Origin of the sequence: Hyphomicrobium sp. CS1BSMeth3 (genome assembly GCF_900117415.1) — a bacterium.
GTDB lineage: Bacteria > Pseudomonadota > Alphaproteobacteria > Rhizobiales > Hyphomicrobiaceae.
In genome coordinates, this window is sequence record NZ_FPEI01000003.1 from 380,931 (window position 1) to 395,034 (window position 14,104).

Annotated in this window: 11 protein-coding genes; 5 read left to right on the plus strand and 6 right to left on the minus strand. The window is 64.8% G+C overall.

Translation table 11 applies throughout. The features are described from left to right. Nucleotides 1-86: 86 nt before the first annotated feature. Nucleotides 87-866, plus strand: a complete 780-nt coding sequence (locus CS1BSM3_RS03405) for an alpha/beta fold hydrolase (RefSeq protein ID WP_072385552.1) — start codon at nucleotides 87-89, stop codon at nucleotides 864-866. A gap of 20 nt (nucleotides 867-886) precedes the next feature. Continuing rightward, nucleotides 887-1,792, plus strand: a complete 906-nt coding sequence (gene ppk2 / locus CS1BSM3_RS03410; protein WP_072385553.1) for a polyphosphate kinase 2 — start codon at nucleotides 887-889, stop codon at nucleotides 1,790-1,792. Nucleotides 1,793-1,837: 45 nt separating this feature from the next. On the opposite strand, the gene CS1BSM3_RS03415 is transcribed toward ppk2, so the two are convergent. The 5 genes from CS1BSM3_RS03415 to CS1BSM3_RS03435 are packed head-to-tail and all read right to left on the minus strand — an operon-like array spanning nucleotide 1,838 to nucleotide 6,658. Continuing rightward, the gene (locus CS1BSM3_RS03415) at nucleotides 1,838-3,067 is read right to left on the minus strand and encodes an ABC transporter substrate-binding protein (protein ID WP_072385554.1); all 1,230 of its coding nucleotides are present in this window, start codon (nucleotides 3,065-3,067) and stop codon (nucleotides 1,838-1,840) included. A gap of 59 nt (nucleotides 3,068-3,126) precedes the next feature. Then, complete coding sequence (locus tag CS1BSM3_RS03420) at nucleotides 3,127-4,188, minus strand: branched-chain amino acid ABC transporter permease (protein WP_210188740.1); 1,062 nt, start codon at nucleotides 4,186-4,188, stop codon at nucleotides 3,127-3,129. A 2-nt stretch (nucleotides 4,189-4,190) separates the two neighbouring features. Beyond that, nucleotides 4,191-5,096, minus strand: a complete 906-nt coding sequence (locus tag CS1BSM3_RS03425; protein ID WP_072385555.1) for a branched-chain amino acid ABC transporter permease — start codon at nucleotides 5,094-5,096, stop codon at nucleotides 4,191-4,193. 27 nt (nucleotides 5,097-5,123) lie between these two features. After that, a complete protein-coding gene (locus CS1BSM3_RS03430) occupies nucleotides 5,124-5,837 on the minus strand; it encodes an ABC transporter ATP-binding protein (RefSeq protein ID WP_072385556.1) in 714 nt (237 codons plus the stop codon). Beyond that, complete coding sequence (locus CS1BSM3_RS03435) at nucleotides 5,834-6,658, minus strand: ABC transporter ATP-binding protein (protein ID WP_072385557.1); 825 nt, start codon at nucleotides 6,656-6,658, stop codon at nucleotides 5,834-5,836. Before CS1BSM3_RS03435 ends, CS1BSM3_RS03430 begins: the two co-directional genes overlap by 4 nt. A gap of 389 nt (nucleotides 6,659-7,047) precedes the next feature. Between CS1BSM3_RS03435 and zapE the strand changes: the two genes are divergently transcribed. The 3 genes from zapE to CS1BSM3_RS03450 all read left to right on the plus strand — a co-directional run bounded on the left by zapE (nucleotide 7,048) and on the right by CS1BSM3_RS03450 (nucleotide 11,740). Further along, a complete protein-coding gene (gene zapE / locus CS1BSM3_RS03440; protein WP_072385558.1) occupies nucleotides 7,048-8,202 on the plus strand; it encodes a cell division protein ZapE in 1,155 nt (384 codons plus the stop codon). A gap of 110 nt (nucleotides 8,203-8,312) precedes the next feature. Further along, complete coding sequence (locus CS1BSM3_RS03445) at nucleotides 8,313-10,877, plus strand: Lon protease family protein (RefSeq protein ID WP_083528202.1); 2,565 nt, start codon at nucleotides 8,313-8,315, stop codon at nucleotides 10,875-10,877. Further along, nucleotides 10,874-11,740 carry a hypothetical protein gene (locus CS1BSM3_RS03450; protein ID WP_072385559.1) on the plus strand — a complete coding sequence of 289 codons (867 nt, stop codon included), beginning with the start codon at nucleotides 10,874-10,876 and terminating at the stop codon, nucleotides 11,738-11,740. The genes CS1BSM3_RS03445 and CS1BSM3_RS03450 overlap by 4 nt, the downstream gene beginning before the upstream one ends. Nucleotides 11,741-12,035: 295 nt before the next feature. Here the strand turns inward: CS1BSM3_RS03450 and CS1BSM3_RS03455 are convergent, their stop codons facing one another. After that, on the minus strand, nucleotides 12,036-14,087 hold the full coding sequence (locus CS1BSM3_RS03455; RefSeq protein WP_072385560.1) for an elongation factor G: 2,052 nt from the start codon (nucleotides 14,085-14,087) through the stop codon (nucleotides 12,036-12,038). Between the last annotated feature and the right edge of the window lie 17 nt (nucleotides 14,088-14,104).

Here is a 14,104-nt window from a genome sequence, read left to right on the forward strand (position 1 = left end):
CTACGATGCTAGTGCCCCTGTTGTTTCCGAGTTTCGCTCGGGTCACCCGCATCGACGTTAAGCGAACCTCGGAAACGGGGCACTAGATGCTGTTCATGGACATCGGCGGCCGCGCCATCGAGTACCGCGTCATTCCCGGGCCGGTCACCGACCGACCACCGCTCGTCTTCCTGCACGAGGGACTGGGCTGCGCGGCACTCTGGCGCGACTTCCCGGACAAGGTGGCCCGTGAGCTCGGCGCACCGGCGCTCGTCTACTCGCGCTTCGGCTATGGCCAGTCGGCCAGCCTCGAAGGCCCGCGCACGCCCCGCTTCATGCATGAGGAAGCCCTCGACGTGCTGCCCCTGGTCCTCGATCGGGCGGGGATCGCACAGCCGCTGCTCATCGGCCATTCCGACGGCGCCTCGATTGCCCTCATCCACGCCGCGTCCGCGGGGCGGCCGGTCGCCGGCCTCGTGCTCATGGCGCCGCACATCATGGTCGAGCCCATCTGCGTCGACAGCATTGCCCGCATCAGCGCGACCTACGGCGAGGGCCCGCTCCGCGAGCGCCTTGCGCGCTATCACGCCCACGTCGATGACGCCTTTCACGGCTGGGCGGATACCTGGCTGATGCCGGAATTTCTCGACTGGTCCCTCGAACCCGAGGCGCGCGCGTTAAGCATACCGACACTTCTCATTCAGGGCCGGGACGACGAATACGGCACCTTGGCGCAGATCGACCGCATCGCCGAGCTTGCGCGAGGGCCGGTCGAGCGGCTGGTGCTCGACAAGTGCGGGCATTCGCCCCATCGCGACCAGGAGGCCGCGGTGCTTGCTGCTATTGCCGACTTTGCGGCGCGCCACTTCCCAGGCGGCGCGACATAGGAAGGACGAGGAACCGCCTCATGGCCAACAAGAGCAAGGGCAAGGCCGGGAGCACGTCCCGCAACGCCAAGGCCAAGGACAAGGCCGCCTTGGCCCACTTCGATATCGACAATCCCGTATTTCCGAAGGCCATCGCGGACGCCGCGCTCGGCAGTGGCGGCTATCCCTATGACACCAAGCTCAAGCGCAACGACTTCGATGCGCAGCTCCTCGGTCTGCAGGTCGAGCTCGCCAAGCTGCAGAGCGCGATACGTGGCACGGGCGAGCGTATCGTCTGCCTCTTCGAGGGGCGCGACTCGGCGGGCAAGGGCACCTGCATAAGCTATTTCGTCCGCCACCTGAACCCGCGCAGCGCCCGCGTGGTCGCGCTGACCAAGCCGACCGAAACCGAAAGGGGCCAGTGGTACTTCCAGCGCTATGTCGCGCATCTGCCGGCAGCCGGCGACATGTCGCTGTTCGACCGCTCCTGGTACAACCGTGCCGGCGTCGAGCGCGTCATGGGCTTCTGCACCGAGGAGCAGCACGCGGTATTTCTGCGCGAGGCGCCCGAGTTCGAAGGCATGCTCGTGCGCGACGGCATCCGCCTCTTCAAGTTCTATCTTGAGATCGGCCGCGAGATGCAGCTCGAACGCTTCCACGAGCGCCGCCACGATCCGCTGAAGCAATGGAAGATCAGCGACATCGACATTGCCGCCATGAGCCGCTTCGAAGACTACAGCGCCGCCAAGGAAGAGATGTTCCGTTTCACGCACACGGCAACGGCACCCTGGACGGTGATACTCGCCAACGACCAGCGCCGGGCCCGCCTGGAGGCCATCCGGTCAGTGCTCTATGCAGTGGAGTACGAGGGCAAGGACGCAAAGGTCATAGGAAAGCCCGACGCCAACATCGTTGGTGCCGGGCCGAAATTCTTTACAACGCGGTAGGTGATGGGGCCGGCGCGTTCCCGCGCCGGCAGGTCGCCCTGACGATCAGGCGCTCTCGTTCGAGAGGATGTCGCCGAACATCTCGAAGCTCTCGCCCTTCACGCGCGCCATTTGCACCGACTGCAGCGGATAGAAGTCGGTTGCGCTCGTGTTGATCTTGATGCCGGGCAGCAGCAGCGGCGCTTCGAAGCCCTTGAGGCTCGCTGCCTGCTTCATGACGTTCTCGCGGGTCAGCGTGTCGCCGCACTTCTTGAGCACCTCGATCAGCGTGTGCGTGACCGAGTAGCCGTAGTTGTGCGTGTCGTCCTTGATGTCGAAGCTCGACATGTACTTCGCCATGAAGGCCTTGAAGGCCACGACGTCCGGCGCGCTCGCGAACTGGGCGTCATTCACGTCCTTGCGGTAGAGCGCCAGCATCACGCCTTGCGAGGCCGGAATGCCGGCCGGACGGAACACCGAGCCGAAGGACGAGGACACGTTGTTGAGGTAGTGCGCCGGCTTCCACTCGATCTCGAAGGCCTTCTTGATCGCCTGTGCGGCGAACTTCGGCGTCGTGATGTTGAAGAACACGTTGGCGCCCGTGTTCTTGAGCTGGATCATCTGGCTGTCGACGGTCGGATCGGTGACCTCGTAGGTCGCAAGCTGCGCGATGAGGTTCTTCTTGTCGCCGAGGCCTTGGATGAAGCCGTTGTAGTAGTCCTTACCGTAGTCGTCATTCTGCATGAGAATGCCGATCTTGGGCTCCTTGATCGTCGCCAGGATGTGCTTGGCGTAGATCGCGCCCTCGGTCACGTAGTCGGGCTGCCAGCCCATGGTCCAGGGGAACTCTTTCGGCTGCCCCCACTTCGACGCGCCCGTCGCAACGAAGAGCTGCGGCACCTTCTTCTGGTTCATGTAGCGGTGGATGGCCGTATTGGGCGGCGTGCCGAGCGTGTTGAACAGGAAGAGCACCTTGTCCTGCTCGACGAGCTTGCGAACCATCTCGACGGTCTTCGGCGGGCTGTAGCCGTCGTCGTAGGTGATGAATTCGATCTTGCGGCCGTTGATGCCGCCATTGTCGTTGACCATCTTGAACACGGCCTCGATCGTGCGGCCAATGTTGCCGTAGGCCGAGGCATTGCCGGAGTAGGGGCCGGAGTGGCCGATCTTGATCGTGGTATCGGTCGCGCCGTCGTCATACTTCTTGCCTTGGGCGATGGCCGGAAAGCCAATCACCTGGGCGGCCGCAATCGCGGAGCCGCCGACCAGAACATCTCTGCGGGTTCTCTTTGTCATCTGCTTCCTCCTTAGAACGGCCTAGTTATGAAAGGCTCTATCAGGGCGCCACGCGGCGCCTATCCGGGTGGTCGGATCTTGCGCCACAGTGAGGCAAGCCCTCCGGCAATGCCCATGGGCATAGTGTACATCAGAACGATCAGCACGATGCCGTAGATCGTCCACGGCTCCAGATGAATGGGCAGATGGACGGTCGACGTTATCCATTTCGTCAAGGCATCCGCGTACTTCTCGATGAATTGGACGAAGAAGCCGCCGATGACCGCCCCGGAGAGCGTGGCGATGCCGCCGATCACGGCGCCGACGAGCATGGCGATCGACAGCTCGAAACGGAAGCTGTCCGGCGATACGAACTCGAAGATGATGGCATGAAGCGCGCCGGCAAGGCCGACATAGAGTGCGCTGATGCCGAACGTAATCGACTTCGTCCGCGCCGAGTTGATGCCCATCGTATCCGCGGCGAGCGGCTGGTCGCGGATCGCCATCATCGCGCGGCCCATGCGGCTTTGGACGATGTTCCGAGCAACGATGAACATCACGACCGCGCAGGCGAGGACCACGAGATAGAGCCACTGATCGGGGCTCAGCGGCAGGCCGAACGGCGGGTCGGGGTTGAAGATGTTGATGCCCTGGACACCGTGCGTGAGAGGCTCGAAGTGGCGGTACTTGAGGAACTGCGGAACCGCGATGGCGAGCGCGAAGGTCGCGAGTGCCAGATAGTGGCCTTCGAGGCGGAGCGCCGGCCGGCCGAAAAGATAGCCGACGATGAAGCAGGCGATCATGGCGAGCGGCAGCGTCGCGAGATAGTGCATCTCGTAGCGGTCGATGAGGATCGCCGTGACGTAGGCGCCGACCGCGAAGAACGCGCCGTGTCCGAGCGAGATCTGACCGTTGAACCCGGTCAGGAGGTTCAAGCCCAGCACGGCGATCGAATAAACGATCATCAGCGAGAGCTGGAGGAAGTAGAAGTTCGAGATGAGGCCCGTCTGCCCGCCGATCAGCGGCAGCAGCGCCGCGAAGATGATGCCGAGCCAGATCCATTTGGGGATCGGCCGGCGCAGTCCCGGCAGCGCCGCCGGGTCGCCCGCCGCACTCGTTTCTGTCGTCATCGTCGTGGCCATGCTCAGACCCTCTTGACCGTAACGTGCCCGAAGAGGCCGGACGGCTTCAGGGTGAGCACCGTGATGACGATGATGAGCGCAACGGTCAGCTTCTCGCCGTTGCCGATGAGGTAGAAACCCGTCGCACGCTCGAGCATGTTCCCGAGATAAGCGACCATGTTCTCGAGCACGCCGACGATGAAACCACCGGCGACCGCGCCGCCAGGGCTCGAGATGCCCCCGACGAGCGCGCCGGCAAAGCCGTAGAGCAGGATGCCGGCCATCATATTGGGCTCAAGATAGACGACCGGGGCAACGAGGACTCCCGCCACCGAACCGACGGTTGCGGCGAGCCCCCAGCCGAGCGCCAGCATCCAGTCGACATTGATGCCGACGAGCCGCGCCGAGGTTGCGTTGAGCGCCGCCGCCCGCATGGCGAGCCCCAGCGGCGTGAAGCGAAAGAAGCAGAAGAGGAGGCCCAGCATGCCCACCGCCACGACGACCATGCCGATCTGATGGGGCCCGATGATCCCCGAATGTACAAGGCTGAAGTCAGGGAACGGCGACGGGAATGGCTTGACGGTGTGTGTCCAGATGGCGCCGGCAAGCGAATGGAAGATTGCCAGAAGGCCAATGAAGACCACGACGACGGAAAGCAGCGGCGCCGTATGCAGAGGCCGCAGGATAATGCGCTCGATCAGGACACCGATGGTGAAGGAGAAGAGCATGGTCGCGGGAAGCGCGACCCAGAAGGAATAGCCCCAGTTGAGGAGCTGCCAGCAGACGAAGGCGCTGAACATCGCCATCTCGCCCTGGGCGAAGTTGATGTGGTTCGTCGAGACGAAGATCATGACAAGCGCGAGGGCGAGCAGCGCGTAGATCGCGCCATTCGCCAATCCCGAGGCCACCTGCTGTAGAAGTTGCTCCATAGTGATCCGATACCCCGACTGCCGAAATCAGTATCCGAGATAGGACTTGCGGATCTGCTCGTCCGATCTCACCTCCGCCGAGGTCCCCGACATGACGACGCGCCCGGTCTCGAGCACGTAGGCGTGGTCGGCAAGCTCGAGCGCTAGCGCCGCGTTCTGCTCGACGAGCAACATCGACACCTTCGCCTCCTCGTTGATGCGCCGCATGATGCGGAAGATTTCCTGCACGATCAGCGGCGCGAGGCCGAACGACGGCTCGTCGAGCAGCATGAGCCGCGGCCCGAGCATGAGCGCGCGCGAGATCGCGAGCATCTGCTGCTCGCCGCCGGAAAGCGTGCCCGCCTGCTGAGCCATGCGCTCCTTGAGGCGCGGGAAGTAGGTGAAGACCATTTCGAGGTCGCGCGCGGCAGCCGCCTTGTCGCGCCGCGTGTAGGCCGCAACGCGCAGGTTTTCCTCGACGCTGAGCTCCGTGAACGTGCCGCGCCCCTCAGGAACGTGCCCGACACCGAGGCGAACGACCGACTCGGTCGCTTTGCCTGTCACCGGCTCGCCGTCGATGATCACCGAGCCCTCGGCGCGCACCATGCCGCAGATGGCCCGGAGCGTCGTCGTCTTGCCAGCCCCGTTGGCGCCGAGCAGCGTGGTGATGCCGCCCTTGGAGAGCGAGAAGCTGATGCCGTGCAGCGCCTGCGAGGGGCCGTAGTAGGCCTTGAGGTCCTTCACTTCCAGCATGTTGCTCATACGTCGGCCCCCGTGCCGAGATAGGCCTTGATGACCTCGGGGTTGCGCTGAACCTCGGCGGGGGTGCCTTCAGCAATCTTGCGGCCGAAATCGATCGCCACGACCTTGTCCGACACGGCCATGACGAGGCTCATGTGGTGCTCGACCAGCAGCACGGTCACTTTCTGGAGATCGCGCACGCGGCGGATCTGGGCTTCGAGCACGCCGATCTCGTCGTGATTGAGACCGGCCGCCGGCTCGTCGAGGAGCAGGAGCTTGGGGCTCGCTGCCAGGGCTCGCGCCAGCTCGACGCGCTTGCGGATCGGGAACGGCAGCGGCCCTGCCGGCAGCGCGGCGAAGGGCTTGAGATCCATGAACTCGATGAGCTCCCAGGCCCGCTCGGTTATGCGCCGCTCCTCTGCCGCAACACCTGGCAGGCGAAGGGCCACGGCGAGGAAACCGCTCGCGCTCTGGCTGTGGCAACCGACCTTCACATTGTCGAGCACGCTCAGGCGATCGAACAGCGCGACGTTCTGGAAGGTCCGACCGAGGCCGATGCTCGGGATCTCGTGACGCGGCGATTTGAGGATCGATCTCCCCTCGAACAGGATATCGCCGTCATTGGGGATATAGAGGCGGGAGAGGCAGTTGAAGAGCGTGGTCTTGCCGGCGCCATTAGGCCCGATGAGGCCGGCGATCTCGCCGCTGCAAATATCGAAGGTGATGCCGTCGAGGGCGACAATGCCGCCGAACCGGACGGAGACGTTTCTTACACTCAGCAATGGCGGCGCAGACGAAACAGCCTCGCGCCGCGCCGAGACGGGCTCGACAACGGCAACCACTCAGTTCCCTCCCATGTCAGGCAGCAAATGCATTGCTGGCCTTTCGCTTATTTGACCGCGTTATGCGCCTGCGTTTCCGCCGGCCCCCGCAATCTTGACTGTAAGCTTGCCGCGTTTCATTCAGAACGTCCAGTGCCTTATTCTGCCGGCTGATGAGCAGGGGATAGGCTCCTGCAGTGTCCGAATACCCCGGCTCGGGGCACAGTAGCGCGGCCTCGGCGCCACCCTTCGTTGCGCGCGTGCCTGGCGTTCGGCGGCAATGCTTGACCCTGCCCCCTGGAGCGGCTAGCTGAACACGCAATCTTACCTACCGACGCGGGCATTCTGCCGCCGAAGGCTGGAACTGGAAGTCGTCTGAAAAGCCAACCGCCCGCCCGCACCCCGAGATCATGAGCGCGAGCCCCCTTGCCCGTTACACTGCGCGCGTCGAGGCCGGCGAAGCGAGCTTCGATGATGCGCAAGCCGCCGTCGCCGCCCGTCTCGATGCACTCACGACCGAATTGAAGGACTGGCGGCCCGCGAACGGCGGCTGGAAACTCTCCAATCTCTTCACCGCCAAGCGGTCCGCGCCGCGCGGGCTCTACATTCACGGCAAGGTCGGCCGCGGCAAGACCATGCTGATGGATCTGTTCTTCGACACGGTTCAATTCGCGCCGAAGCGCCGCATCCACTTCCACGAGTTCATGGCCGAGACGCACGACCGCATCGGCGCCGCGCGCAAGAAGGTCCAGGGCGATCCCCTGCCCCAGGTCGCGAACGAGATCGCGGACGAGGCTCAGCTCCTCTGCTTCGACGAGCTGCACGTCACCGACATCGCCGACGCGATGATCCTTGGACGGCTCTTCAAGGGGCTGTTCGAGCGTCAGGTGGTGATGGTCGCGACGTCGAACCAGCCGCCGCGCGGGCTCTATCTGAACGGCCTCAATCGCCAGCTCTTCCTGCCCTCGATCGATCTCATCGAGCAGCATATGGACGTCGTCGAGCTTGGGGCTGCCAAGGACTTCCGCCTCGAGAAACTCGCCGGCCAGCCGCTCTATTTCACCCCCGAGAATTCCGATCCGCGCCGGGCCTTGCGTGCCGCATTCACACGCCTCACCGGCGTATGGAAGGGCAAGCCCATGACGCTCGACGTCAAGGGCCGGACGCTTGTCGTGCCCGAGGCGGCACGCGGCGTGGCCTACTTCACGTTCGACGATCTGTGCATGAAGCCCCTCGGCACGCTCGACTTCCTCCACATTGCCCATGCCTTCCATACGGTGATCATCGAAGGCATCCCCAAGCTGCCGCCCGAGAAGCGCAACGAGGCGCGCCGCTTCATCAACCTGATAGATACGCTGTATGATAATCGGATCGGGCTCATCGCCTCGGCCGAAGCCGAGCCGCAGGATCTCTACCCGGCCGGCGATGCCGCCGTACTGTTCGAGCGCACAGTGAGCCGGCTGATCGAAATGCGCAGCGAGGCCTACCTCGAGAGCCGCACCGAGCGGACAGCCACCGCCGAAGCCGCAACCGCGGCAGCCGCACCGACGGCCCAGCGGGCTTAGGGAACGGCCTCGGCGGCGACCGGGTTGACCGGGCGGCCCTCGTGCGTTCTTCTCCGAGGCACCTCGGGGCACAGGCAGGTAAATGCCGAGTTGGCGAGGAGTGAAGTTGCATGGCCTTCTGGAAGTCACAATCGTCCAAGCCCGCCAAATCGGACCAGAACGCCTCTGCCGAGCCAACCAAAGGCGCAACTGCCGAGGCCAACGGGCTCGCCGCCGCTGCGACGCATACGCCCCTCCCCATCAGTGAGCTGAGACGCGCGGTCGATTCTGCCGCGCTCGGCTTCAAGACGACCTCCGAGCTCGAGCCCGCACGCGGCCTCATTGGCCAGGATCGTGCGCTCAAGGCCATCCAGTTCGGCGCCAACATGGCGAGCCACGACTTCAATATCTTCGTGCTCGGCCCTGCGGCATCCGGCAAGACCACGGCCGTCCATCAGCATCTGGAGCGCAAGCTCAAGGACCTGCCGACGCCGCCGGATTGGGTCTACGTCAACAATTTCGAGACACCGAACCGCCCGCGCGCGCTGAAGCTGCCGCCGGGACGTGCTCGCGGGCTCGTGAAGGGCATGATCGGCGCCATCGACGAGCTGCGCAACACGCTGCCCGCGATGTTCGAGGGCGAGGACTACCAGGCGCGCCGCCGCGCCATCGACGAGGAATTCCGCTCCGGCCAGGAGCAGGCCTTCGAATCCCTGAATACCAAGGCGAACAGCCAGAACATCACGATCCTGCGCACGCCGACCGGCTTCGCCATGGCGCCGATGCACGAAGGCAAGATCGTCAAGCCGGAGGTCTTCAACACGCTGCCCGAGGCCATGCGCAAGCAGATCGAGCAGCGCATCGAGGCCCTTCAAAAAGAGCTCGCCGAGATCATCGAGCGGATGCCGAAGTCGGATAAGCAGCGCCGCTCCAAGCTGAGCGAGCTCAACGAGGAGATCGCCTCGATCGCCGTACATGAGGCCGTCGACGACCTGGCATCGGCCTTCAGCGACCAGCCGGACGTACTGACCTATCTCGATGCCGTCGGACGCGATCTCATCCGCAACGTCGGCCTCTTCCTCGCGCCTTCGGGGGAAGAGAACGAGATCGTCAAGCAGCCAGCCGACACTGCGCGCGACGCCCGCTTCCGCCGCTACATGGTCAACCCGATGGTCTCGCACAACGGCGACGAGCCACCGATTGCCCCACTCGTCGAGGAGCTGAACCCGACCTACGGCAATCTCATCGGCCGCGTCGAGCATATCGCGCAGATGGGCGCGCTCGTGACGGACTTCCTGCTCATCAAGCCCGGCGCGCTGCACAAGGCGAACGGCGGCTATCTGATGATAGACGCGCGCAAGCTGCTGATGTCACCCTTTGCCTGGGAAGCACTGAAACGCTCCATCAAGGCGCAGGAAATTCGCATCGAGCAGCCCTCCGAGATGGCGGGCCTGATGGCGACCCAGTCGCTCGATCCGGAGCCCATTCCCTTCGAGACCAAGGTCGTCCTGCTCGGCGACCGCGAGCTCTACTACCTTCTTGCCGCGGCGGACCCGGACTTTTCGCGCTTCTTCAAGGTCCAGGCGGACTTCGACGACTCGATCAACCGCTCCACCGAGAATGATCAGGCCTATGCGCGCCTCATCGCCTCGATCGTCATGGAGCACAAGCTGAAGCCGCTCGACGCGCCGGCCGTCGCCCGCGTCATCGAGGAAGGCGCGCGCCTCGCCTCCGACCGCGAGAAGCTTTCCATCGAGATCGGCCGCATTGCCGATCTCGTGCGCGAGGCCGACTACTGGGCGGCTCAGGCCGGCCGCTCCACAACCACGCGCGCCGATGTCGCCCAGGCCATCGACGAGCAGATCCAGCGCTCGGACCGCCTGCGTGACCGCTCGCAGGAGACGATCGAGCGCCAGATCGTGCTCGTCGACACCACCGGCGCCAAAGTGGGGCAGATCAACGGCCTCGCCGTTCTCCAGCTCGGCGATTTCTCGTTCGGGCGTCCGAGCCGGATTACGGCCCGCGTGCGCATGGGCTCGGGCCGCGTCACCGACATCGAACGCGAAGCCAACCTCGGCGGCGCGCTCCACACCAAGGGTGTGATGATCCTGTGGGGCTTCCTCGCCGGACGCTATGCGCTCGACGTGCCGCTCGCGCTCGCCGCAACGCTCGTCTTCGAGCAGTCCTACGGCGGCGTCGACGGCGACAGCGCCTCGTCGACCGAGCTCTATGCGCTCCTCTCCGCGCTCTCGGAGGTGCCGATCAAGCAGTCCTTTGCCGTGACAGGGTCGGTGAACCAGTGGGGCGAGGTGCAGGCCATTGGCGGCGTCAACGAGAAAATCGAGGGCTTCTTCGACGTCTGCAAGGCCCGCGGGCTGAACGGCGAGCAGGGTGTGCTCATTCCCCGCGCCAATGTGCAGCACCTCATGCTGCGTGAGGATGTCGTCGAGGCCGTGAAGGCCGGCAAGTTCGCCATCCACGCCGTCGACACGATCGACCAGGGCATCGAGATCTTGACGGGGATCAAGGCCGGCACGCGCGAGGATGATGGACAGTTCGAGGATGGCAGCATCAACCGGCGCGTGGAAGAGAAGCTGAGATCCTTTGCCGAGCGCGGTCGTGCCTTTGCGCGCCGTTCCGAGAGCGGCGACGGCGACAGCGCTGCGGGCAGCGAGAACGGAAAGACGTCCTCATGATCATGCACGTCGCAGAGGCCGGCGAGCAGCGCGGGCGTGTCGTGCTGCACATTACATCGGGGCATCCGAGCGACGTCGCGATGGAAGCGGCCATCCGCATCGCACAGGCTTTTCATTCCGAGATCGAGAGCCTCTTCGTCGAGGATCTCCAGCTCTACGACATGGCGAGCTATCCGTTCGCGCGCGAGATCTCATATACGGGCGCGCGCAGCCGTGTGCTCTCGCGCGACGCCATCGAACGCGATCTGCGCCTTGCCGCGCAGGCACTGCGCCGCCGCGTCGAGGCTCTTGCCCTTGCTGCTAACGTCCCGCTCAGGGGCGCCCGCATCGTCCGCGATGATCCCTTGCAGGCCCTTGCCAAGGCCTGCGCCGAGGACGGGCCATGGAACGTCGTCGCCCTGGCCGATGTCCTCGCGCCCGGGCAGGGTGCGCGGCTCTGTGAGCTCTTTGCGAGTGTCAGCGGCTATACGGGCTTGATGCTCGTCGGCCCGAAGGCGCGACGCACGCGCGGCCCCGTCATTGCCGTCATCGAGAGCCCGGACCATCTCCAGCCCATGCTGCGGGCGGCCGAGCGCATGGCGGGCGTCACGAGCGGCGAAGTCATGCTCATGCTGCTCTCGGATAGCCCGAGCAATGGCAACTGGCTCGACGAGCAGGTTCGCCTCGCGCTCGGCGATCATGCCAAGGTTCGCCTGCTTCATTATCAGATCGACCACGGCGCGCCGGCCGCCCTGGCCGAGGTGATCCGGCGCCTGCAGGCCGGCTTCCTGATCGGCCACTTCGGCGGCATTCTCGTGCCGGCCCACGGCGATCTCCGCGACCTCGTCGCGGCGCTGGAATGCCCGCTGTTCTTGATGCGGTGAGTGCAGCAAGCACATCCATGTCCCCTCTCCCCGCTTGCGAGGAGAGGGTTAGGGTGAGGGGCGGCGGCACACGCAAACGTCGCGCAAGTTCCCGCCCCTCACCCCGACCCTCTCCCCATTGAAGACAATGGGGAGAGGGGGAAGTAGGGCGCAACACGCGAGCGCTGTCCGCTCGCGGGCGAGGGGACGCGATTGGCACCGGCGCACAGCAGTCATGAGCGCGCGACTGCGCGCCGGCCGGTAGGCCGTACCAGGAAGCCACAGCACCCCTTCCCGGCAGCCCGCGGCACTCCAATCAAGCAGCCGCTTCTTTCTGCGCCGCCAGCACCTGATCAGCCAGACGCCCCGTCAGCTCGGCGAGATGATCGAACCTTGCCGCGAAGGTGCCGACGCCGGCCGTTGCCGAGCGCAGCTCGACGATCAGATCCTGGATCTCCGTCTCAGGCACCCGCGCCTGCACCACGTCCCAGCCCGGCCAATCGGGTCGCGCGTCGAAGCCGAGGATCTGGCCGCGCCGCTGCGAGATCATCGCATTGATGCGTGACGTCGCCTCGGACGGCACCACGATCTCGACCGACATGACCGGCTCGAGCAGTACCGGACTGCACTTCGGCAAACCTTCCGACATCGCGAGCCGCCCGGCTTGACGGAAGGCCATGTCGGAGCTGTCGACGCTATGATAGGAGCCGTCCGTCAGTGTCACCGCGACATCGACCACGGGGAAACCAAGCGGCCCGTGCTGGAGATAGTCGCGCACGCCGATCTCCACCGAAGGAATGAACTGCTTCGGCACCACGCCGCCGGTGATCGTGTCGTCGAAGTGGAAGCCTTCGCCGCGACTCAGCGGTTTGATCTCGACGACCACATCACCGAACTGCCCGTGTCCGCCGGACTGCTTCTTGTGGCGGCCGCGTATGGAGACACTGCCTTTGATCGTCTCCTTGTAGGGTATCTGCCGCCGCCGCGTGCCGGCCTCGATCCCGTATTTGCGCGACAGGCGCTCTATGGCCACGCGAAGGTGCATCTCCCCTTGCCCCCAGAGCACCATCTGGTGCGTCTCGGGCGAATGATCGAGACGGATGGAAGGGTCTTCCTCCATGAGCTTCGCGAGTGCCGCGCTCAGCTTGACCTCGTCCTTGCGATCCTTGAGCTCGATGGCGACGCCATACACGGGCGCGGCCTGCTCGGGGAGCTCGAGCTGCTTGATCCCATTCTTCTCCGCTGCAAGCGTGTCTCCCGTGCGCGCGCTCTCGAGCCGGCCGAGAGCGACGGTATCGCCGCGCTTGGCGCTCGTGATCTTGCGCGCCTCCTGCCCGAGCATGGAGAACATGCCGGCCACGCGATCATCTCCGCGCGGACCGTAGAGCGTCGCACCATCGGGAAGATCGCCCGCGAGAACGCGCGCGATCGAGAGCTTGCCACCATGGGCGGTGTAGACGGTCTTGAGGATCTGCACGGCCGACTTGGTGTCGCCGAGGCCGACACGCTCCGCCGTATACGAGACGAATGGCGCCTCATGACGCAGCGCCTTCAGCAAGCGCACAATGCCATTGCCGTTCTCGGCTGAACCAAGGAGCACCGGGCAGATCAGCCCCTCGCGCATTTCCTTGGAGAGATCCTCAAACACACGGTCGCGCGGCGGCTGCATGTCGCTCAACAACTGCTCCATGAGCTCGTCGTCGTAGTCGGCGAGCTGCTCGAGCATGTGGAAGCGCGCCTCCTGCTTGCGGGACTCGAGCGCTTCCGGCATCGCAATGACCTCGGACGGCGCGTGCTCGCGGTAGAGGAACGCGCGCTCGAGCGCGAGATCGACGAAACCCGTCGCGATGCCGTTCTCCCACACGGGAATCTGGCGCAACACCAGCGGCTTGGCACTCGAGGGCTGCAGCATCGGCAGGATCTCGCGCACCGGGGTTTGGAAGCTGTCGATCTTGTTCAGGAAGAGGAAATGGGGAATGCCCAGATCCTCGAGCTGCTTGAGAATGAGCTGCAGCGCCGGCACGCGCTTGGGATCGGGCTCACAAACGACGATCGCAGCATCACAAGCGGCAAGCACGGCGCTCGCCTCGGCCTGGAACTCGATCGAGCCGGGGCAGTCGATGAAAGTGAAGCGATCTCCGAGAAACTCGACGTCGGCGACATTGACTTCGACGCTCATGCCGTGGTCGCGGGCTTCGGGCACGGCATCGCCGACCGTGTTCTTGTCCACGATCGAGCCCTGGCGCGTTACGGCGCCGGTACGGGCCAGAATGGCTTCGAGGAGTGTGGTTTTGCCGGAAAGGTAGGGACCAAGGATCGCGATGGCGCGGGCGCTGCGCGTTGCACTGCCGTTGGGTTCAAGCCCCATGGGTTCCTCCTTGTCGC

What these genes read in the sequence shown, in the direction of transcription:
- CS1BSM3_RS03420 (WP_210188740.1), bottom strand. Translation starts at nt 4,188, where the DNA reads ATGGCCACGACGATGACGACAGAAACGAGTGCGGCGGGCGACCCGGCG.
- CS1BSM3_RS03450 (WP_072385559.1), top strand. Translation starts at nt 10,874, where the DNA reads ATGATCATGCACGTCGCAGAGGCCGGCGAGCAGCGCGGGCGTGTCGTG.
- CS1BSM3_RS03455 (WP_072385560.1), bottom strand. Translation starts at nt 14,087, where the DNA reads ATGGGGCTTGAACCCAACGGCAGTGCAACGCGCAGCGCCCGCGCCATC.
- CS1BSM3_RS03430 (WP_072385556.1), bottom strand. Translation starts at nt 5,837, where the DNA reads ATGAGCAACATGCTGGAAGTGAAGGACCTCAAGGCCTACTACGGCCCC.
- CS1BSM3_RS03445 (WP_083528202.1), top strand. Translation starts at nt 8,313, where the DNA reads ATGGCCTTCTGGAAGTCACAATCGTCCAAGCCCGCCAAATCGGACCAG.
- ppk2 (WP_072385553.1), top strand. Translation starts at nt 887, where the DNA reads ATGGCCAACAAGAGCAAGGGCAAGGCCGGGAGCACGTCCCGCAACGCC.
- zapE (WP_072385558.1), top strand. Translation starts at nt 7,048, where the DNA reads ATGAGCGCGAGCCCCCTTGCCCGTTACACTGCGCGCGTCGAGGCCGGC.
- CS1BSM3_RS03425 (WP_072385555.1), bottom strand. Translation starts at nt 5,096, where the DNA reads ATGGAGCAACTTCTACAGCAGGTGGCCTCGGGATTGGCGAATGGCGCG.
- CS1BSM3_RS03405 (WP_072385552.1), top strand. Translation starts at nt 87, where the DNA reads ATGCTGTTCATGGACATCGGCGGCCGCGCCATCGAGTACCGCGTCATT.
- CS1BSM3_RS03415 (WP_072385554.1), bottom strand. Translation starts at nt 3,067, where the DNA reads ATGACAAAGAGAACCCGCAGAGATGTTCTGGTCGGCGGCTCCGCGATT.